Genomic DNA, 20,735 nt, shown 5'->3' on the forward strand with positions numbered 1-20,735 from the left:
TTTGAAATCCGGAGACGGTCAGGATAACTGGGGCATCACCTCCTGAAGCCATTCAGCAACATCACCAGGTGGTCGACCAAACCGAGAATGAATTCTGATAAAATTATACCAGAAAGCAAACAGAAAAACAAACCTGTGAACCTTCCTCCAGTCCCTACCCCTGAAATTATTCCAGAAACGCTTTGTTCTCTCCTTAAGGGTCCTGAACCAGCGCTCAATACTATTCCTCGGATCAAAAATCACGTGAACAAAATTCAGTCTCAAAGACTTAAAGGCAGACTTGTACCAATGCCCACCATCAACCAGCTTCGCAGGATTTCAAAACAACCAGGATAAAATTCCTGGCAATCCACCAGTTTCTGATTGTTGTAATCCAGACTGCTAAAACTTCCCTGCTTTCAACATCAATCGCAGCCCTTCGCTTTTCCTTGATTTTTATTAGGGTCTCGTCAACTGTGATGAGCCTGCTTCTGCGGTGGTTGAATAACACTCTTCAGCCTGCTCACCGCCTCGTGACTCATTGTCTGGAATACTCATGAACTTTTTTTCTGAGGGAGATTCCGGGGTAGTGCAGGATTGCGGCAGGTTTGATGTCTTTCTTGTTTCGCTTGAAGCGTTTAACCTCCTTATAGCCAACGCCATCCCCATGATCAGAACTAATCCTCAATTAATACTTCACTGTTATCTTGACAGTCTCTTGCTCAAAAGAAATAGAAAAGAGTTCATGAAGGAGCAAATCATGTATGATCTATCTAAAGTCAATTAACTGTGAAATTCTCCTAAGATCTGGGACCTGACATTCTCTTTCCAACAGTTGTCGAGATGAACATTCCTAGGATGCTAGCCAACGAAGACAAAGCATACATATACTCACTCAGAACCCCATACTCATTGCAATAACCGCTGGAAGTGCAACTCTCGGCACTTGGCTGTACTTAGGAAAGCCATTCGTTTTTGCCTTAGAGAGGATGGTAACTGTGATGGTAATTACATGTCCTCACGCTTTAGGATTAGCAGTTCCTTTAGTGGTTTCAGTATCAACATCAATATCAGCGAGAAAGAGAATACTAATTAGGAATAGAGAAGCCTTTGAGAGGGCAAAAGATGTTCAGGTAGTTGTTTTTGACAAGACGGGAACTTTGACCGAAGGAAAGTTTGAGGTAACGGATATAATTCCATTGGATGAGCTTAGTGAGGAAAGAATCTTGAAATACGCGGCAGCGTTAGAAAGTTATTCGGAGCATCCAATCGCTCAAGGAATAGTGGAGAAGGTTAAGGAGAAGAAGATTGAGCTTTACGATGTTAAGGACTTCAAAGCAATTCCCGGAAAAGGTGCTCAAGGCGTTATCAACGGCAGAGAAGTGCTTATTGTAAGTCCACAGTTCTTGAAGGAAAAGGGACTCTGGAAAGAGGATGAGCGCGTTAACAATGTCTTGGAGCAAGGAAAGACGGTGGTGTTCTTAGTCATCGGTGGAAAGCTCGTCGGTGCTTTAGCTTTAGCCGATAAGATAAGGCCAGAATCAAGGGAAGCTGTAAAAAGACTTCACGAGATGGGGGTAAAGGCATACATGCTCACAGGAGACAACGCTAAAGTTGCAAAGTGGGTTGCTGAGGAGCTTGGTTTAGATGGCTTCTTCGCCGAGGTGCTACCCCATCAGAAGTCTGAAAAAGTGCAAGAGTTACAGAATAAGGGATTAATTGTTGCGATGGTCGGCGATGGAATAAACGACGCTCCAGCCCTGATACAGGCGGACGTTGGAATAGCCATCGGGGCGGGAACCGATGTTGCCATAGAAAGTGCTGACATAATTTTAGTCAAAAACGATCCAAGAGATGTCATAACGGGGATACACCTTGCGAGAGCTACATACAGGAAGATGGTGCAGAACCTGGCATGGGCAACGGGCTACAACACCTTCGCCATCCCGCTGGCGGCAGGTATTCTCTACAGGTATGGTATACTATTGAGTCCAGCAGCCGGTGCTTTGCTGATGAGTCTGAGCACGGTGATAGTTGCCATCAACGCGAGGTTTTTGAAGGCCTGATCTTTTTAATTCATGCCTTAATTTTTATCCGTTTTCTAAAGTTAGTTTGGTGCCTCTAAAAGCTACATTTCTTGAGAAAGAATAGATGAGAGATAAGTTTTCCAGGCTTTCAGAGGTATTAACCCCAAAGCCAGCAATAGAGAGCATATTATCCATTTTACGTGGAGTTCCCCCAAGGACAAAAACAACGGGAGGATCACAATACCTACGGCAGAGTTTACCAGAGAAATCATAGATATTGCAGATGCCCGTATTTCTGATGGGACTATTGAGTTTCGGATATAACCCATGAAGACATAGTATAAACCAATAAGAACCTCAAGCACGTATAAAAGTGCCAGCACTATTATGTATGAGTCAATGTTCCACTTTAATACCAACGCTATGGCGATTGTAATGGCTGTTCCAAATATCAGGAAAAAACTCACTCCCCTGAGAGGCATCGAAACCTTTCTCGCAATGTAACTACCAAGGGACATGGAGAGCATCAAAGAAAAGTATACTGGACCCAGTATACTCTTAGGTGCTCCTAAGTTCTTTAGTGTTACAGGCCACACCACAAAGAATACTGAAAGCATTGAGGATACCAGCAGACTTAAAAACACAAGCATTGAAAAATCGGGGTTTTGGAAGAGTTTTAAGTTTTTCCTCAAAAGTGTCCTGCCTTCAGAATACCCTCTATTGTCTGGAAGGGAAAACAGTACTGCCGGGGAAAACACTCCCAAGAGACCAGATATAAACAAAGGATATTTTAGTCCTGCATATTTGACAAGGATGCCCGACAGTATTGAGGCAATAACACCTGCAATATTTTTTAATGTCCCCATGTCAGAAAATAGCCGCTTTACATCTTTTTTCCCAAATTCATCCACTGCCCATGCTTCCAAAGATCCGGAAATAAACGCCATTCCAGCCCCTCCGAGGAATGCTGAAAGTAGTACAATGTAAATCGGAAGTCTCTCAAATATTGTCAGCAATATCATACTCATCCCAACCAAAAACGTGCCCAGCATTGTAGATTTGAGTCTTCCGACTTTATCAGCAAATATTCCAGATGGGTATTCAAACAGCAGGTTGGAGAGTCTATTTAATGAATATGAAAGGCCAATCCATGATAATGCGATATGGGCATTAAGATACAATACAAAATAAGGTCCCGGAAGATATATGGAAGCGGACAATGCAAAATAAAATAAGAGGAATATCAACCGTTCATTTGAAGCTTTTCTATGTGGGGACATAATGGATCCTCTCTTTCTATTGTACCGTAGAATGCATAGGAGTTGTAAGCGCATCCCCCTTTGCATATGTTAAAAAATTTGCATTTTGAACACTGCGTAGTTTCTAGAGACCCTATTCTACTACTCCTGAACATGTTTAGCACATTTGAGTTAATCCAAATGTCATAAAAGTCTTGTTTAATAAGATTTCCTGATATGAACTCTTTATGTCCTAGAAACAGGGAACATGGATACACATTTCCAAAATTATCTATATGAAGTATTGTTCTCCCTGCAGCACAAACCCCCGCTAGATTTAATTCTCTCAGTGTACTAAACGAATCCGGATGTTTTTCCCAGGTAAATGTATATCCAAAGTCATCTAGCATTACTTTAAATGTGTCTGTGGAGTATTTATCTACAAGACGCTCTAGTTTGTGTTGTATCTCCTGAATCTCATGTTTGTCAAGGCTATATTTCTCAAAAACCTTTGAAGCCCTACCTGCAGGGGTAAATACCATAAAGTGTACTCCATCTGCCCCCAGATCCCTGCTAAACTTTATTATTTCCTCTAACCTATCCTTGTTGTGTCTATGTATTACAGTTCCAATTATAAATGGAATTGTAGTTTTGTTAATCTTGTTAATGAACTTCACCGTTCGTTCCCACGCTCCATCAGTTCCCCTGAATTCATCATGAATTTCACTTTCTACATCATCAAGACTTATAAAGAGACCACCAACATCCTTGACTTTGTCTTTGGATAGAAAATTAATCACATCTTTCCGGAATATAGTCCCATTAGTCAATATAGTGAAATTAAGTTTAGTTGAAGCATAAATATATTTAATTATTTTGTCTAGATACGGATGAAGAAAAGGTTCCCCTCCAGTAATAGCCAAATGGGTGACTCCTGATAGATCCAATTTTGATACTATTCTCACAAGATCCATGAAGCTAATATGTTCCCCTTGATGTAGTGCACTCGCATAACAGTGCTGGCACGATAAGTTACAAACATTAGTTATGTCAACTGAGACATCATACGGAGCAGATAGACTAAAAATAGGCGTTTTATGTGGTGCCAGTGTTCTAATATTGATACTATCTCCTGAATTGGGGAGAACTTCAAAGATTTCTTCCACCATGCTGTATGGATCCTCAAGAAATCCTGAAACTACATCCTCCACTGGAGATACTATCCTAACTTGAGCTCCTTCCCTTAAATGGACGTATGCTCCGAATGGTTCTTCTCTAACAGTTATATTATATACCGCCATCTTAACACCTCCATTTCACCAATACTCTCCCAATAACCAAAAAATAAAATACCAAAAATAAAAAATCAAAGCCCAACGGAGTCATGGCTGTTCCAGTGGTAGCATCCCGCATTCGAAAGTTTTCTTATCTTTAGTTTTTTCTTCATTATATATACCTCAAATAGAGTTTTTGCATATTTGAATAAGAAATTAGAATATTTAAGGTTTTCTTAAACTTATAGTTAGTAACTCAAAGTTAAGAAATTTCTAAAAAAGTAATCCTACAAGAGCTTTATTTTAAGAATTTAAATGATGTAAAATTATACAATTTTGAATAGTCATAGTTGGTAAGGATGCCTACAAAATAGCCGAGGGGACAATTGGGATGGTATCAAGTTAGTCCGTGCATCAGTTGTGAAGAGTCCCCTATATCAAAAACCAGATAACCCTCCTCGCGCAGCGCTTCCTTTTCCTCGAGGTGCTTTGCAATCAGGCCGTAGCGTTTTCCATTTCCGCCAGGGATAACGGTGGTCTCGTAGCATTCATAAACGATCAATGAATTTTAATACCGTGATATTAAATATCTCACGTTATTAAATTAAGCTCTTCTGCGAGGGATGCTGGTAGGTCAGGATGGAAGATTTTGATAATTGGATTTTTTAACCGATCCAAGCCCATCAAAATCCCTGTATTCCTTTCCGTCTCATTCTAACCTCAAGTACTCTGTAGCTTAGAATCCCCATTCCAAAGTATCCAAGGGACATCATAAGGAGAAGCATCAGCTCGGCATCAAAACCGAGGATCGTTCTGGAACCCAAAATCACCCCCCTGAGCAGATCAATCCCCCACGTGAATGGAAACGCATAGGAGAGGATCAACAGCGGCGCCGGGAGTACGGTTACGGGAAAGTAAAGACCGCCCAGGAGCGGGGCTGCGTTTCCGAGTAGCGAGACTATTTCATCGCCTTCCCTGATCACCAACGTCAAACCAAAAATTAAAAATGCAAAACCAAAAGAGGCTATCATTGAAATTAAAAATATAGATACTGCCAGAATACAAGTTTCTATGCTCAGGTGAAAGATATTTATTACCAACGCCACTATAATTAACGGCAAAGAATTTATTGTTGTTAAACTTATCGCCAAGAAGGACCAGCCGAGAATGTACTCCCACGGTCTAATCGGGGTAAGAAGGAGCTCTTCTAATTGTCCAATCCTCATGTGTTCTCTGAGTACGAAAATTGAAGCCCACACCGCTTCGATGTAGTTCCAGTAAGCGATTCCAAGGATGTAGTATTCAAAGAATTTTTTAGTTCCAACAATATGGGAAAAATCTAGAAAACCAATTTTATTCCCATACCACACGGCAATAGTAACAGGAAGAATCCCCAGAACCGGCATTAACACGTTGCCATACCAGTCTATTCTATAACGTTTTGCAGTTAATAGAGATGCTTTTGCGAGATATAGAAACCTCACCAAGCTTCCCATCCTCCCATACTCCTTAAATTATTTTCAGCCCTTTTGAGCAGTACTGTTCCTATAGAAAAGTACAGGAACGTTATGATTGTCAGGATAGCTAAATCGGGGAGAACTTCAAAAAAAGTTCTTCCTAGCAGAATTTCTCTGCCGATTTTTATTGTATATGTTAGGGGAAGAATATAAGCTACAGTTCTCATTAGTCTAGGATAAGCATTAATGTTAGCAGTGACACCAGAGGCTATCCCTAGGATTTCTTGAGTTATAAAGTTTATACCCGCGATCCTCCGGAATTGCAGCACCAAAGCCCCCCAGAGGATGGAAAACGCAAAGGTATACAGCCCTGACAGTATGTAAACGGCGAACATCTGAGGGGAGATAGCCTGCGATATTCCTAAAGCCCAGAATATTAGCATGGTAACGCCCGTTATGTACACACATTCCACAAGAATCCACATCCCCTTTCCAATCAGGAACTCCAGCAGTGAGATTGGAGTTAAAGCGATGCTTATCAGAGTCCCCTCTTCCCTCTCATCTTCGAACGCCTCCTGAACTCCAAAGAAGTACTGGTTGAGCCAGTACCACATGAGTGAGCCAACCAAAACGGCTTCCCCAAAGTCGGGGGAGAACATTTTGGCCGTCAGAACCCAGGGAGCCAACATAAAGAATGGCGTTAGGGCAAAGTTAATCCACACCACCCGATATCGAAGCTGGATTCTGCACTCTTTTTTAGCAATTGTGAGGATTCCACCCGCGTTAACCATCAAGGATCCTCCTTAGGATGGAGTACAGGTCGTCCCTCTCAATTTGAACGTTCTCGGCTCCACTCTCTGTGAGCTCCATCAGTGTTTCATTGAGCTCCTCCCGGGATACTATTCTTTCGACCTCTTTTCCGTTAATCGTTGCTTTGATTTTTATACTCTCATCCAATTTGAACTTCGAAAGTTTATCGTCAAGAACAATCCTCCCATCTTTCATAACTATCAGCCTAGCTTTTGGGGGTAGATCATGAAGGGCATGGCTAATTAAAACAATTGTTATCCCATTTTGATTTAATTCCTCAAGGAACTCTATAATCTTTAAATAGGACTTGGGATCAAGACCGTTAAGTATTTCATCAAGAAACAAGATTTTGGGGTTATGAATTGTGGCTTTAGCTAAAAGCAATTTCCGTCGCATGCCACTTGAATATTCCTCTACAAGCTTATCTTTTACATGTACTAGATTAAGTTTCTCTAAGATTTCTAAGGCCTTTCTTTTCCCTTTTTTGACCCCATAAAGTCCGGCAAATATCTCTAAATTTTCTAGGCCTGTAAGCTTCCAATATAGGGTCCTTTCATTTGCTAACGCAACACCAATATACTTAGAAAGTTTTTTCCAGTCTTTAGATACATCAAACCCTAAAACCCTAACTTTGCCTTCATCTGGGATTAACAGACCTGTCATTACTTTGAGAAGTGTTGTCTTACCCGAACCGTTTTCTCCGGCTATTACCACGAACTCGCCCTCGCGGATTCTGAGGTTTATGTCCCTTAGCACCCGGACATCTCCAAAAGACTTGGAGACGCCAATGATTTGGATTACTTCATTATTCATAGTAAGTCACCATACGTTGATAATTTCCTGTCCTTTTTGAAGTAATTGTAATTTTTATAGTTTTGTTATACCGTGGGGACTACTTTTCTAAGGGTACCCAAATATCGGGTTCTATTTCATCCACCTCTAATAACATCTCTGCAAATTTTGGTAGTGTTTTTTGGTGAAATATAGCCCAGCAGTCCTTCTTTTTACCCTCAATCCACGCATTGTATACACATCCTCCCCCACACACCGGGAAATACTGACAGCTCCAGCAATAATTATCGCCCTTCCCTCCTTCAATAAACTGGGCATATTTTACTAAAAATAACTCTGGGTTATGAAATACCTCTTCTTTTGATGCTACTTTGAAGTTATCCAATCCAATGGCTGATGTACACTTATAAATGGAACCATCTGGACCCACAAGTAGTTCGTTGTCTTTATTGTAGGTGCACACTGATTCCGAAAGGAAAGAGATTATGGGCACTTTCCTGTTTATAGCTTCCCTAATTGCATAAAGGAACATCGTTGCATATTGTTCGGGGTCTGGGATGTTACTTATCGTATGGGTACACGGGGAGGAGGGATGACTCTCCATCCCCACATTGAAAACAATTCGTCTGTCTTTAATGTGATCTCCAAATTTGTTTAATAGAATGTCTAGCATTTCCCCATAGTATTTCCAGTTTTGAGCATCTATGACGCTATGTATAATAATACGTATATCTGTGTGTTCTAGCAATAATCTGATGTTTTCCATTATTTTGTTAAATGTTCCATTGCCCGTAGGAAAAATTCTGCGTTTGTCGTGAATCCTTGGGGGGCCATCTAATGTTATTTGTACGTATTCAAATGGATACTCCGTGATGATCTCTAAAGTTCTCTCAGGATCCTTGAATACTCCGTTTGTTATTGCAGAATAATGTCCAACAGGAATACTAAGATTTTTGCTCATAGATAACATTTCCTCTACATAGCTAGGATCGTAGAACGGCTCGCCACCAAATAGCAGCACATCTATATATTCTTTTCTGAAAATTCTACGGAGTTGGTCCCATATTTGGACTCTCTCTTCTGGAGATAATGATAATTGTGGATTCAGCTTTCGAGTATCTTGTTGCATGCAATAAGTGCAAGATAAATTACAGTTAAGCGTCCATGCATCTATTATTATCAGTCTGTCCTCTGAGGGGTACTTTAGCTTATTATGGACATATCTGCTCAATGCCTCCTCTCCGTCAACCAAAATGAAGGAGGCCTTTAGTTTTTGTGAAATGCTTTCGTTATCAGCATTATCAGACACAACCTCAATGGATCTGGTCAATATGTTGAATAAAATAGTCTGACCATTAGGAAGAGTTTTACGAACTACATACTTCATTGATGATCCCTCCTTTTCCATGAGTCTATGTCTCCAGAGTAGGATTTGGTATTAAAATAAAAATTAAAAAGACAATTAGCTAAAACAATAAGTTTTTGCATCTCTGGCTACGGTTGCAACATCCTCCTGCGGGGGTAGGACCAGATATTAGTCTTGACAGAATTGTCTTCACCATTGGTACTCCCTCCTAGCTTAAATATCATGCATAATTTAATAGGTTGCTATATAATATTTATTCTTTTCGTAAACTTATAGTTAATAATTTGAAGTTAATAAGGAGAGAACAAACGCTTTGTTCTCTCCTTAACAGTCCTGAACCAGCGCTCCGCCCCCAAAAGTCACGTGAACAAAATCCAGTCCCAGGGACTTAAAGGCAGACTTGTACCACTTTGCTCCATCAACCAGAAAACCGGTTGTCCCTCGCAGGATTTCAAAACAACCAGAATGAAATCCACCAGTTTCTGGTTGTTGTAATCCAGACTGCGCCTTCAACATCAATCGCAGCCCAGAGGTATCTCTGCTTTCCGTTGATTTTTATTAAATTCCTGCAATTGCTGTAGGAGGCACTACACTTATTCTTATTGGAGTACCTGCTCTAATTGCTCTGGTGTTGATAATCGAGTACAGAGATGACATTGAGGACAAGGTTAAAAATGAATACGATAAAATTAAAAACACAAAATATAGCATTGAGATCAGAGAAGCCATCAACACTTTTAGAAAGAGATCTTTCAAAACTACTGGAAGAATGGCTCTCAGTGCAAGCACCATTGAAGTGCTCCTCCGAAACTCTACAATACCCTCCCTTGAGCCAGCGATAAGTACTCTGAAAAAGGAAACTTTGTTCATTTCATTGATCACATGCTGCCTGCAATAGCCGGGGAACTTGTAGCCGTGCAGGTTATAAGGGAGAAGTATGGCAGGCAAATTCGTGAAATTAGCAAAAATGGGAAAGCAGGCCCAGATTTTAGAATTAGACTACCAAAAGAGACAAAAATAGTCCCGTGGGAAGCCAAAGGTAGGTGGTGGAGGAGCCCGAACGGGCAGCTTAAGAGGGGCTACTGCCAGATACAAAAATATACCGACGAGAAAAGAGGCTATGTTTCGGTTCTAGTAATACTGGAAAAATTGAAAGAGGTACTCAACGGTGATCCAAGTATCATCTTCATAGGATGGTACGACAAAGCGGGACTGGTGGACTGCAAAAAGTACTGAGGTGGTCTTAATGGAGAACTTCAAACTGCTTGCGGATAACCTTCTGAAAGCTGCAATCGAACTCTTCACAAAGATCAAAAATGGCAATCCCTATGAAAAAGAAGACCTTGAAGATCTGGAGCATTTCATCAACACCGCTGCCCTTTACTATTTTTCCACTGGAGAATATGAAAAGGTTCTGGAGTGTGGCAGGCTCTATCATGAGGTTGAGGTATACTTAAAAGAGCTGGACGAGGGTATTCCTGCCTCTTTAAAGAAACTTCTTGCGTAGGAGGGATTCAAGCGCGCAAAATATTTGGAAGAGGTATCCATTCTCATCCTCGCTGGAAAGCCCATTCCGTGGAAGCTCATGAAGCACTTCCAGAAGGTCGTCGGAACTGCCGAGTCCAAAGACACCGAGTTCAGAGCCTTCCTCCTTGCCGCGAGGAGAGTTCTAGACTACCAGTTCGGATTTGGAAGGATAAACTGCAGACTTGAGACCCTTATCAATCCCCATCTTCTCGAATTTGGACTTGTAGGAGAGGTTAAAGGTTTTCAGGTGGTGAAAGGCAGAAACTGCTATGTTGGAAAATTCAAAGGAGTTCTTGACATTCGAGGAATGGACAGGGTAACATGGTCTAATCATGTCGAACTGTGGCTGAAAACCGAAAAAAGCAGATTCAACATAAGCTATGACCCAGAGACCAAAATCGGACTCTTTACCGGAAAGGGGGATATTAAAGAACTCAAGAAAAGGATACTCCCTCCAGAAGACGAAAAAGTGGAAGAATTTTTAAAGCTGCTTCCACGTAGAGTTACTTTCCCACCCTACTTCGTTGGGACCTTGAACCTCTCCAAGGGGGTAATAGAAGGTGCGTTTCACAAAGCAAAGCTCGAAGTGGAGTCGTGGCAGGGAGATGTTCTTGGGGCTAAAGTCTCCCTGAAAGCGGTTGGTGAGCACGACCCCAAGGTTGAAGTAAAAGTTGAAGGGCTTAAAGACTACCCTCACGTGAGGGGGGTTGTCGGTCACATCAGGAACAGCCTTATCCATCCCACGGAGAGCAGGCTCGTAGAAAGGGATGAGTATGCGTTGATTACCAACCTTCGCAACATTGAGAACGATAAAATTGTGCTCCTCTCCCGGCATCCCAGCTCTGTGGGTGGCTATTACCTTGGAAAGCTCAAAGAGGGTAGGTATACCATCCAGGGAGAACATAGGATAGAAATAACCGTATATAACGAAGGAGACTGGTCTGAATTTTTCATTGAATGGGTACAAAAAGTCGACCATCTAAGGAGGGGACTCGAGCACCTTGAAGAGTTAGAGAAGGGAGGGAGAAAGGGAACAACAGTATTCAGACTGACATTCTCATTGTCTTAAATTGTCGTCATTGCCCGGGTTTGTGAGTACATCACTTCTGCTTCTCTTACTTTTGATACAGTGAAAACCCCTCATTCATCCTGACAGCATGATCTTATTCCGGCGAAAAGGTTTTTAAGACTGAAATCATCCAGTAAATAATGGTTCCAGTCTTCATTTTCCCCCTCTCTTTTCTGAAGTATCATCAGGCACTTAAACCTAACGCCTACTACTTATCCTGACGGTATCCTTGAAGTAACCTCCGACATTCTTTGCCCACGTTTTCTCACCTTCCGGTTCGCAACTAAGCTTTATAATGTTTTCCATCTTATAAAGGTAAACATCCTTTATCGTCATGTAGAAGTAGCTGAACCTAGAAGCACGGGAGTACCGGGTATAACTCAGCGCTCAACCTCAACCGCAATCCTGAAGTTCAAAAGCAAATACAGCAACAAAATCAAAGCCAGAACGTTGATGGCCGTTGAAACCCTCCGCGGGAGCTCCGGAAACTCTTGGGTGGACCTCATGGTGGTGCCCTCGTCCACGAGCAGGGCATCTTCCGGCATCCCGGGGAGCAACGTAAGAATGAGCAGGTCTCCCGCCATACCAGAGGTGTTGAAGAGGAAGACGAGGCCCCACCAGGGGCTGTGGAGGGCGAATGCGAGGATGTACGCAACAACGGAGAGCAAAACCGGCTCGATGATAACGTAAACCCACTCCACCTTTCGTAACGGGGTTCTCACGGCAACGTAGGGGGCCAGGTTTATCTTCCCGAACACGGAGAGCCCGAACTCAACCTTCCCGCCGAGGAGCCTCGCAACACCCGCGTGGAGTCCCTCGTGAACCGCGACGACAAAAATCAACGGGGCAATCAGGTAGCGCAAAAGATCGGAGGAAGAGGTAAAGGTAATCTCAAGACCCAGCGGCTTCAGGATTAAGGCGGACAGCATAAACAGGAGGAAGGCAAGGGAGACTATCTCCCATTCGTACCTCTCCAGGGTGAAGGGGTGAGGGAACTCCTCGGGGTTCACTAATAATCCCTCTCCACGAGGAACTCTGCGAGGAGCTCGAGATCCCTCCTGGCCTCGCTCTTCGGGAGAACCTTCAGCGCTTCGTTGGCCTCCCTGACGAGTTTTCTGGCGTACTCCGCCGCGTAGTCGATGCTGCCGTACTTCCTGAGGAGCTCGATGGCCCCCGCAACATCCTCCTTGACCCTCTCGTCGTGTATCAGCGCGTCGCCCCGAGCGTCGCCCGCGTACTTGCCGAATACCCTCATGAACTCGGCCCTGTCCTCATCGTTCGCGTGCTGGAAGAAGTGGCTCACTATGAGCGTCTTCTTGCCCTTCCTTACGTCGCTCCCCACGGGCTTGCCGAGTTTCTCCTCGTCGGCTATGAGGTCGAGGACGTCGTCCCACACCTGGAAGGCTATCCCGACGTTCCTGCCCCACTTCGAGAGGGCCCGGATGTACTCCTCGTTCTCGGTCCCCACTATGGCACCTATCGTCGCGGAGCCGTCGAAGAGCGCCCCCGTTTTGCCGCTTATCATCCGGAGGTACTCGGCAACGGTGACCTCCTCCCTCGTCTCGAACTCGATGTCGAGTGCCTGACCCTCGCAAAGCTCGTTGGAAGTGCGGACGAGAACGTCCAGGATCCTCGCCTTCTTCTCGGGACCGACCTCGGCCCTGGCAACGGCCTCGAAGGCCTTGGAGAAGAGCAGGTCGCCGGCGAGGATGGCCATGTTCACGCCCCAGACCTTGTGGACGGTCGGTCTTCCCCTCCTTAGCTCGTCCATGTCCATTATGTCGTCGTGAACCAGCGAGTAGTTGTGGATGAACTCGACCGCCGCCGCCGGGTAGAGCGCCTTAGCCGGGTCCCCGCCCACCGCCTCGGCCGCACGGAGAACCACGAAGGGGCGAACCCTCTTTCCGCCGGCGAGCGGGTAGTGCCTGGCCGCTTCGTAGAGTTCCCTCGGCTCCTTCTCGGGGATGAGCTCGAGTATCTTCCCGTCAACGTCCTTCGCCATCTCCTTAACCCTTGCGAACAGTTCATCGTACTTTCCCATTCTATCACCCCGTGAGCGATGAAGGTAATTCAGAAGGAGAAGAGGGCAACCCTTTATCAGTTTTGCCCTAACCTATCTCGACGGTGTAGCCGTTCCTCGACACGAAGACGTCCCTACCTATGAGGTAGCCCTCCTCCTCGGCGAGCTCGGCGTAGTGGGTGAGCATCCTGAACTCTCCGTGGGCCGGGACGATGTTCTCCGGGTTCAGCATCCTCACGAGGTAGCGGTGGTCCTCCCTGCTGGCGTGTCCCGAGACGTGGAGGTCCTTTATCATCCTCACGCCCTTCATCCTGAGCTTGGTCTCGAGAACGTAGCGCTGGGCCCTGTTGAGCGGGTTGGGTATCGTCCCCGCGGAGAAGACGACCGTGTCGCGCTTGCCGATGTCGTAGAGCTCGCCGTTGGCCATCCTGGTCAGGACCGCCCCGGGCTCGCCCTGATGGCCCGTGACTATGAGCAGGTAGTTCTCCCTCGCCCCGGAGACCTCCTTGAGAACCTTCCTGACGGCGTTGGGACTCCTCACCGCCCTCGCGCCCTTCATCTTTATGAGGCCGAGCTGTTTGGCTATCCCGGTGTACTTGGCGAGGGAGCGGCCCACCAGAACGGCCTGTCTGCCCATTTTGTTGGCTATCCGGATGAGCTCCTGAAGGCGGGCTATGTGGCTGGCGAAGGTCGTCGCTATCAGACCGTCCTCGTCCATCCCCTCGTAGAGGAAGAAGTCCTCGAGGAGCATCTGGGCGACGGCCTCACTCGGCGTCTTCGTCGGCTCCGCGACCCTCGTGGATTCGGGTATGAGGACCTTCACGCCCTCCTGCCCGAGCTCCTTCAACCTTTTGTAGTCGGGCCTCTCGCCGAGGGGGTTGTTGTTGTCGAACTTGAAGTCGCCGGTGTGAACCACGGCCCCCTCCGGCGTGTGGACGACCACCATGGCCGCCTGGGGAATCGAATGGGTGCTTCTAACGAACTCTATCGCCAGGTTCTCACTCACCTGGACTATCTCGCCGTAATCCGTCTCGTACATCGGGTTCTTGACCTCGAAGTACTGCTCGCTCTTGACCTCGCCCTTGGCCAGCTTTATCGTGTAGGGCGTGCCGTATATCGGGACGTCCGGGTAGTGGGGCGCCAGCTTGGCGACGGCCCCGATGTGGTCGAGGTGGCCGTGGGTGAAGGTGATGGCGACAACCTTCTTGTTCCTTATGGAAGAATCGTCGGGAATCGCGCCGAGCCTTTGAAGTTCCTTCGTGGGAAACTGCTGAATGTTGACGTCCTCGTGGATGAGAACGCGGTCGAGCCTTATTCCCATGTCGATTATAACGACCTCTCCGTTGTATTCCACCGCGGTCATGTTCTTGCCGACTTCCTCGTAACCGCTAACCGTATGGATCTTTATCATGCATATTCCTCCTTACGCCCCCAGGCCTCTAAGAGGCGTGGGGCTGCGTTGGTCTTAGTTGTCGCGAGGGTTTAAAAAGGTGTGCATTTCGGGTTTCCTGCTGAGATACCATATTATCGGAATGCCCAGTTCCCACCGCAACGGCCATCGTGAACGGATTCCACGTAACCGCGAGACCCTCAATGAGACTCAAAAGAAGTCCTGACCACTTCTCTTTCTTCACCCATCACCACCTAAAAGAAACTACGAGTAGAAATTAAAAATGTTGTGTAGAGGTGTAGATGAGGCTATCTGCGCCTGAGATAGGTCGATAGCCCAATCCTTCCCTCCAGCCACTCCCGCGTGAAGCCCGTTATCACGAGCGGGACCTTCCTGAGCTCCCCGACGTCCCTCGCCCCGACGAGGAACATGGCATTGCGGATCTCCTCGATGTAGCGCCTCAGGATCCTTATCACCCCATCGACGTCGCCCTTCACCGCAGGTCTGAGTAGTGGCAGGGCGACGCCCGCGAAGGTGGCACCCATGGCCAGGGCCTTCGCCATCGTTATCCCGTCGCGCATTCCGCCCGTGGCTATTATCGGAAGGTCCGTGGCGTAGCGAACCTCGGCGACGCTTATCGCGGTTTTTATCCCCCAGTCCCAGAACCTCAGGGCGAGGTCTCTCCCCATCTCGTCCTTTGCCCGGTAGTACTCCACGCCGCTCCAGCTCGTCCCCCCGAGGCCTCCGACGTCTATCGCGTCGATGCCTATACTCTCGAGCCTCACCGCGACCTCCATCGAGACACCGGCCCCGGTTTCCTTGGCTATTATCGGGTAAGGAAACTCCGCCTTGAGCTCGGCGAGGGCGTTGAGAACGCCCCTGTACTGTGTGTCGCCCTCGGGCTGGACGCTCTCCTGAAGCGGGTTCATGTGTATGGCTAACGCATCGGCTTGAATCGTCTCGACGGCCTTCAAAGCCTCTTCAATCCCGTAGCGCTCCGGAATCGTTTCCGAGAACTGCGGCGCCCCGAGGTTCCCGACGAGGAATACATCGGGGGCGACGTCCCTGACGTAGTAGCTCTCCCAGGTCTCGGGCTTTCGTATCATGGCGCGCTGACTGCCGACGCCCATGGGTATGTTGAGCTCCTGCGCGGCCTTAGCTAAAGTCTTGTTTATCCTCCCGGCCAGCTGAGAACCCTTCGTCCCGCCGGTCATCCCGGCTATGAAGATTGGGTAGTCAAACCTCCTGCCGAGGAACTCGACGCTCAAATCAACCTCGTCCTTGTCGATCTCCGGCAGGCTCGTGTGGACGAAGTGAACGTCCTCGAAACCGTTGCTCACGTGGGCCTGAACGTTTCGCCTGAGGCAGTGCTCGATGTGCTCGAACTTCCTGATGACCGTGAGTTCTTCCCTATCGAACTCCCCCATTCGCACCACCGGGAAAAGAAGGGCGGGAAGGTTAATAGGTTTTTGGAAGGGCCTCTCAAACTATCCTCGTGCCGAAGCCGTCCCCCCTTATCGCCCCGCTCAACCTCCCCCTAACCTTGCCGTTCACGAACCAGACCTCCGAGTGCTCCGCTATCTTCTCCGCCTCTCTAAGCTTATTGCAGATGCCGCCCGTGACGTCGGTTCCCGCGGCGGTGCAGTTAAGCCTCTCGAGGAGCGCGGGTATCCCCTCCCTCGGAAGGTTCTGGATGAGTTTCCCCTCGCCGGGCCTTCCGTCGTAGATCCCGTCGACGTCCATCAGGAAGATGACCTTATCCGGCTCGAGCATCCTGGCGAGGTAGGTTATTATCTGGTCCCCCGAGAGGATGTCGATGCCCTTCGAGAGGTCTATCGACACGTCGCCGAAGAGAACCGGGATGAACTTCAGCTCCAGGAGCCTCTTCAAAACCTCGAGGTCCCCGTAAGCCACTTCCCCGTTCTCGGTGATGAAGACCGAAGAGGTCGAGACGGAGAAGGCCGGCAGACCCTTGCGGACGAACGCGTCTATAAAACGGGCGTTGGCCCTCAGCATGGCCTCATGGGTCAGCGTGAAGCCCATCCTCCTGAAGTCCGCGGTAGCCGGATCCTCAGGAAGGCCCTCCCGTATTCCGTACCTCTTCGCCTCCGGGTGCCCGAAGCTCCCGCCCCCGTGGACGACTATGAAGTCCTCGCCCGGGTAAAAGCTGGCCAGCTCCCTCGCTATGCTCCGAACGACCTCGCCCTTGAAGTTCTCCGGCTCACCCCTCTTATCGCTGAAGACGCTCCCCCCGACCTTAACGATTATCATGGGAGGACCTCCTCGATCCTGAGCCCCTCGCGGCTTATCTTCGTTATCATCGGCGTTCCGCCCGCTATGGTTATCGCCGTCGCGACCTCGCTCTGCTTCTCCGGGGCCAGGGCGTACATGCAACCCCCGCCGCCTGCTCCCGTTATCTTGGCCCCAAGAGCGCCGGCGGTCCGGGCGGCGTACACCAGCTCGCTGAGCTTCTTCGTCGAGACCCCGAGGGCGTCAAGGAGACCGTGGTTGATGTTCATTAGCCGGCCGAGTTTCTGGAAGCGCACCCCATCCTCGATATCCGAGAGGAGAACGTCCCTGGCCTTCTCAACTATCTTGCCCATGGCCGTGAGTATGGGCTCGACTATCTCCGGCATCTCCTCGTAGGTTCTCCTGACCATGGCAACGAGCTCCTTAGTTGAGCCGCTCGAACCGGTGTAGCCGACGACTACGGGCAGTTCCATGAAGGGAAGACGCTCGAATCTCCCGCCCTCGTAGTGGATGAAGCCGCCGATGGCAGAGACAGTGGGATCGATACCGCTCGACGCCCCCTGGACGAGGAGCTCGACCCTGTGACCGAGCCTTCCGATCTCCTCGTTCGAGAGCTCGAGGCCCAGGAGCTTTGAAACGGCACCTATGGTGGCGACCGCGACGGCCGCGGAGCTCCCGAGACCGGCACCGACGGGAATCTGAGAGGTTATCGAGACCGTTACGCCCCTGCTCCTATCCGCCTCGTCCCTGACGAGCTCTATCGCCTGACGGACGTAGCTGAGGACTTCGGCCGCCTTCCCGTAGTCGCTCTCGAAATATATCTCGTCCTCGGAGAACGAGACGGTCAAACCGGGCGTTTTTATGTCCCTCGCTTCGATTTTAATCGCGCCGTTATCGTTGAACCTGGCCTGGACGTAGGTTCTGAGGTCTATCGCCGCGGCTATCGCGGGCTTTCCATAGACGACGCTGTGCTCGCCGAAGAGGATGATTTTAGCGGGCGCGGAAGCCAGAACCCTCATCCTCGACCCTCCAGGAAGTTTTTAACTGATTTTTGATTTTCAGGTAAAATCCCAACGTTAAAAAACATCGGCTCGACCCTCATTCTATCGCCTCCAGCCCAAGGTAGTCGTAATGGTAACGCTTGAAGTCCTCCCACTCCTTGATGGTTTCGTAGGCGAGGTCGTAGAGGAAGGTCTCGTCCCTGCAGAACAGAACGAGGCCCTTCAGGCACTCCTTCCTGACGAAGAAGGGCAACAGGCTGAAGATCTGCACGTCGTAGTTGTCCGGAAGCTCCCCGAGGACCCTCATCCTGAATTCGAAGGCCTCCCTCCTCGTGCCCTTGTAGTAAACGCAGAGATCAACGTCGCTGTCCTTCCGGGCCTCCCCCCTCGCGTGGGAGCCGAAGAGAATGACGAACCTAACCCGGTCCCCGCCCAGCTCGAGCATCTTCCTCAGGGCATCGTTTAGCTCCATGTTTGAAAGATAGGGAGAGGCATTTATGGCCTTTTCGTTCATCGCCTGAAGACGATGCTCGCGTAGCCGACCACCGCGTCGGTCGAACGGCTCACCTCGTAACTTGTCGTGTAGTGGAGCAGTTCCGCCTCAACGGCCCCCGCCAGACGCGAGTAAACAATAGCCGCCCCGACCCCACCGGGCCCGCACATCGTGTGGTTCATCTCCCTCAGCTCGCGGAACATCCCCACAACGTCGAAGTCGAGGATCCTCCGTATCACTCTGAAGTCCCACTCCTTTATCCTGTGCGGGAGCTCCTCGGCCCTGGCACTGAAGGGCACGTAGCCGTACATCGGCCCGTAGTGCATGAAGTCCGTGCTCGCCATCACCACGACGTCCCTGTCGAGCTCCTTAGCGGCTTCGAAGATGGCCTTCCCGAGGTCTTCGGCGACTTCCTCGTCCTGGATTCCGAGGGTTATCGGGACTATCCTGACGTCCCTACCGGCCCTCTCCGCCAGGTGCTGGATGAAGGGCACCTGAACCTCCACCGAGTGCTCGTACCTGTGGGCCAGGTCGTCGAGGTCCGCGATGCCGGAGAGCTTGGCTATGGCCCTGGCCATCTCAGAGTCAACTTCAACGTCGCCCAGGGGCGTGCGCCACTTTCCGGCTGGATAGACAGCTATCGGCGAGCCCAGCCCCGTGTGGTTGGGTCCGAGGATAACGAACGTCTCGGGAAGGCCGTCCTCGAAGATGGCTTTGTAGGTTCTTGAGGCCGTGTAACCCGAGAAGACGTAGCCGGCGTGTGGGGCCACGCCCGCGGTTATCCTCCTCTCGCTTCCCTCCTCACCGAGGTCGCCGAAGAACCGCTCCAGCAGCCCGATGAGCTCATCTCCAGAGGGATAAAAGCTACCCGCGACGGCAGGATACCTTACCTCAGGCATTCCCTCACCTCCGCCTCTCTTTGGTGTTCAGACCTTAAATACCTTCCACACCCTTCAGCCCGGAACCCGTGAGCGGGAGAAGAACGCTCGAGCCCGAGCGTATGAAACTCCTCTTCCGGAGCTCCCACAGGGCCGCGAGAACCGTTGCCGAGGTTGGCTCCACAGGGAAGCCCCGTTCCCAGAGCCACCTCAACGCCCGCTCTATCCCGGGGTCGCCGACGCTTACGCAGGTTCCGCCGGTTTCGTCCAGAACGGCCTCCATCTCTTCAAGCCTCGGCGGTTCGGTTATCGCTATCCCCTCCGCGAGGTGGCTTTTCCGGGTGGAGCGCTCGCAGAGGCTCTCGTAGCCTTCGGCCTGAACCGCCACAAAGGTCGGGAGCTCGTCTATCTCGCCCATGCTCCTCAGCTCCGAGAACCCCTTCCAGAGGCCGAGGAAGAGGGTCCCGCTCCCCGCTGGAGAGATGACGTAATCGGGAACGCCGGCCTGTTCGTAGGCCTCAAGAGCTGCAACCTTTGTCCCCTCGAGGAAATAGGGGTTGAGCCAGTGGGATACGTAGGCTATCCCTTTTTCTTTGGAGAAGCTCACGGCCTCCCGGTGGACGGCCATCCTGTCGCCTTCGACGACGTGAAGCTCAGCGCCAAGTCTTCTCAGAAGGGCGAGCTTTCCCGGGCTCGTGTGCTCTGGAACGAAGAGGTGGGCCCTTATCCCCTCCATCCTCGAAAAGGCGGCCAGACTTATCGCTGCGTTGCCGGAGCTGTCGAGGACAACCTCGGTGATGCTTTCTCCCTTCAGTTTGGCCACGGTTACGTAAGTTCCTCGATCCTTGAAGGAACCGGTCGGCTGGAGATATTCGAGTTTGAAGAGCGCGGTAACGCCGTTAACCTTCAGCCGGGAAACCGGTGTTATCGAAGGAACCAGCCGCGGGAGATGCTCTTCCGAAACGGGAATGAACGCAAGGTATCTCCTCATGTCGGGATAATTACGCAGGCCCCCTGAGAAGTCCGCCGGAAGTTCACGCGCTACCGTTAACGTGCCCCCGCATTCGCAGGTTAGCCTGAAATCCTCGGGATACTTCCTTCCGCATCTGGAGCACACCAGCACCGGAACCACCCAAGACTTTTTAGGAGAGGCGTTGATATCTA

At 49.2% G+C, this 20,735-nt stretch carries 20 protein-coding genes and 2 pseudogenes; 5 read left to right on the plus strand and 17 right to left on the minus strand.

What is annotated here, in order from left to right:
• Nucleotides 1–18: 18 nt before the first annotated feature.
• A pseudogene (locus A3L02_RS00005) lies at nucleotides 19–460 on the minus strand (IS6 family transposase); the annotation flags it as partial.
• A 436-nt stretch (nucleotides 461–896) separates the two neighbouring features.
• On the opposite strand from A3L02_RS00005, the gene A3L02_RS00015 reads away from it, so the two are divergent.
• The gene (locus A3L02_RS00015; protein WP_237268665.1) at nucleotides 897–2,045 is read left to right on the plus strand and encodes a heavy metal translocating P-type ATPase; all 1,149 of its coding nucleotides are present in this window, start codon (nucleotides 897–899) and stop codon (nucleotides 2,043–2,045) included.
• Between the two features lie 62 nt (nucleotides 2,046–2,107).
• Here A3L02_RS00015 and A3L02_RS00020 read toward each other — a convergent pair whose 3' ends face one another.
• From A3L02_RS00020 to A3L02_RS00050, 7 genes and pseudogenes are all read right to left on the minus strand, one after another.
• Nucleotides 2,108–3,286, minus strand: coding sequence for an MFS transporter (locus A3L02_RS00020; RefSeq protein ID WP_157895703.1), 1,179 nt, complete (start codon nucleotides 3,284–3,286; stop codon nucleotides 2,108–2,110).
• Nucleotides 3,250–4,545 (minus strand): radical SAM/SPASM domain-containing protein, encoded by a 1,296-nt coding sequence (locus tag A3L02_RS00025; RefSeq protein WP_088862048.1) that lies wholly within the window; start codon nucleotides 4,543–4,545, stop codon nucleotides 3,250–3,252. The genes A3L02_RS00020 and A3L02_RS00025 overlap by 37 nt, the downstream gene beginning before the upstream one ends.
• 656 nt (nucleotides 4,546–5,201) lie before the next feature.
• Nucleotides 5,202–6,014, minus strand: a complete 813-nt coding sequence (locus A3L02_RS00030; protein WP_088862049.1) for an ABC transporter permease — start codon at nucleotides 6,012–6,014, stop codon at nucleotides 5,202–5,204.
• Complete coding sequence (locus A3L02_RS00035; protein WP_088862050.1) at nucleotides 5,999–6,766, minus strand: ABC transporter permease; 768 nt, start codon at nucleotides 6,764–6,766, stop codon at nucleotides 5,999–6,001. The genes A3L02_RS00030 and A3L02_RS00035 overlap by 16 nt, the downstream gene beginning before the upstream one ends.
• Entirely contained in the window at nucleotides 6,759–7,541 is a 783-nt protein-coding gene (locus A3L02_RS00040) for an ABC transporter ATP-binding protein (RefSeq protein ID WP_237268606.1), read from the minus strand. Before A3L02_RS00040 ends, A3L02_RS00035 begins: the two co-directional genes overlap by 8 nt.
• Nucleotides 7,542–7,677: 136 nt before the next feature.
• Nucleotides 7,678–8,964, minus strand: a complete 1,287-nt coding sequence (locus A3L02_RS00045) for a radical SAM/SPASM domain-containing protein (RefSeq protein WP_204247198.1) — start codon at nucleotides 8,962–8,964, stop codon at nucleotides 7,678–7,680.
• A gap of 272 nt (nucleotides 8,965–9,236) precedes the next feature.
• Nucleotides 9,237–9,505, minus strand: a pseudogene (locus A3L02_RS00050) (IS6 family transposase); the annotation flags it as partial.
• 69 nt (nucleotides 9,506–9,574) lie between these two features.
• Between A3L02_RS00050 and A3L02_RS10125 the strand changes: the two are divergent.
• From A3L02_RS10125 to A3L02_RS00065, 4 genes are all read left to right on the plus strand, one after another.
• Nucleotides 9,575–9,841: a hypothetical protein gene (locus A3L02_RS10125; protein WP_157895704.1), complete on the plus strand. Its 267-nt coding sequence runs from the start codon at nucleotides 9,575–9,577 to the stop codon at nucleotides 9,839–9,841.
• Nucleotides 9,826–10,179 carry a hypothetical protein gene (locus A3L02_RS00055; protein WP_088862053.1) on the plus strand — a complete coding sequence of 118 codons (354 nt, stop codon included), beginning with the start codon at nucleotides 9,826–9,828 and terminating at the stop codon, nucleotides 10,177–10,179. The genes A3L02_RS10125 and A3L02_RS00055 overlap by 16 nt, the downstream gene beginning before the upstream one ends.
• 10 nt (nucleotides 10,180–10,189) lie before the next feature.
• Nucleotides 10,190–10,450, plus strand: coding sequence for a hypothetical protein (locus A3L02_RS00060; RefSeq protein ID WP_054834442.1), 261 nt, complete (start codon nucleotides 10,190–10,192; stop codon nucleotides 10,448–10,450).
• A 78-nt stretch (nucleotides 10,451–10,528) separates the two neighbouring features.
• Nucleotides 10,529–11,539, plus strand: coding sequence for a hypothetical protein (locus tag A3L02_RS00065; protein ID WP_157895705.1), 1,011 nt, complete (start codon nucleotides 10,529–10,531; stop codon nucleotides 11,537–11,539).
• Nucleotides 11,540–11,919: 380 nt separating this feature from the next.
• Here A3L02_RS00065 and A3L02_RS00070 read toward each other — a convergent pair whose 3' ends face one another.
• The 9 genes from A3L02_RS00070 to A3L02_RS00110 all read right to left on the minus strand — a co-directional run bounded on the left by A3L02_RS00070 (nucleotide 11,920) and on the right by A3L02_RS00110 (nucleotide 20,694).
• Nucleotides 11,920–12,549 carry a DUF3267 domain-containing protein gene (locus tag A3L02_RS00070; protein ID WP_088862055.1) on the minus strand — a complete coding sequence of 210 codons (630 nt, stop codon included), beginning with the start codon at nucleotides 12,547–12,549 and terminating at the stop codon, nucleotides 11,920–11,922.
• Nucleotides 12,549–13,580 (minus strand): polyprenyl synthetase family protein, encoded by a 1,032-nt coding sequence (locus A3L02_RS00075; protein ID WP_088862056.1) that lies wholly within the window; start codon nucleotides 13,578–13,580, stop codon nucleotides 12,549–12,551. The genes A3L02_RS00070 and A3L02_RS00075 overlap by 1 nt, the downstream gene beginning before the upstream one ends.
• A 67-nt stretch (nucleotides 13,581–13,647) precedes the next feature.
• Nucleotides 13,648–14,970 carry an RNase J family beta-CASP ribonuclease gene (locus A3L02_RS00080; RefSeq protein WP_088862057.1) on the minus strand — a complete coding sequence of 441 codons (1,323 nt, stop codon included), beginning with the start codon at nucleotides 14,968–14,970 and terminating at the stop codon, nucleotides 13,648–13,650.
• 287 nt (nucleotides 14,971–15,257) lie between these two features.
• Nucleotides 15,258–16,376, minus strand: a complete 1,119-nt coding sequence (gene fni / locus A3L02_RS00085; RefSeq protein WP_088862058.1) for a type 2 isopentenyl-diphosphate Delta-isomerase — start codon at nucleotides 16,374–16,376, stop codon at nucleotides 15,258–15,260.
• Nucleotides 16,377–16,431: 55 nt separating this feature from the next.
• Nucleotides 16,432–17,220, minus strand: a complete 789-nt coding sequence (locus tag A3L02_RS00090; protein ID WP_088862059.1) for an isopentenyl phosphate kinase — start codon at nucleotides 17,218–17,220, stop codon at nucleotides 16,432–16,434.
• Nucleotides 17,217–18,218, minus strand: coding sequence for a mevalonate kinase (locus A3L02_RS00095; protein ID WP_088862060.1), 1,002 nt, complete (start codon nucleotides 18,216–18,218; stop codon nucleotides 17,217–17,219). The genes A3L02_RS00090 and A3L02_RS00095 overlap by 4 nt, the downstream gene beginning before the upstream one ends.
• Nucleotides 18,219–18,297: 79 nt before the next feature.
• Nucleotides 18,298–18,672 carry a type VII toxin-antitoxin system MntA family adenylyltransferase antitoxin gene (gene mntA / locus A3L02_RS00100; RefSeq protein ID WP_088863788.1) on the minus strand — a complete coding sequence of 125 codons (375 nt, stop codon included), beginning with the start codon at nucleotides 18,670–18,672 and terminating at the stop codon, nucleotides 18,298–18,300.
• 38 nt (nucleotides 18,673–18,710) lie between these two features.
• Nucleotides 18,711–19,592, minus strand: coding sequence for an MEMO1 family protein (locus A3L02_RS00105; RefSeq protein ID WP_088862061.1), 882 nt, complete (start codon nucleotides 19,590–19,592; stop codon nucleotides 18,711–18,713).
• A 34-nt stretch (nucleotides 19,593–19,626) separates the two neighbouring features.
• Nucleotides 19,627–20,694, minus strand: coding sequence for a pyridoxal-phosphate dependent enzyme (locus tag A3L02_RS00110; RefSeq protein ID WP_088862062.1), 1,068 nt, complete (start codon nucleotides 20,692–20,694; stop codon nucleotides 19,627–19,629).
• Between the last annotated feature and the right edge of the window lie 41 nt (nucleotides 20,695–20,735).

This window comes from Thermococcus celer Vu 13 = JCM 8558 (assembly GCF_002214365.1).
Classification (GTDB): Archaea; Methanobacteriota_B; Thermococci; order Thermococcales; family Thermococcaceae; genus Thermococcus; species Thermococcus celer.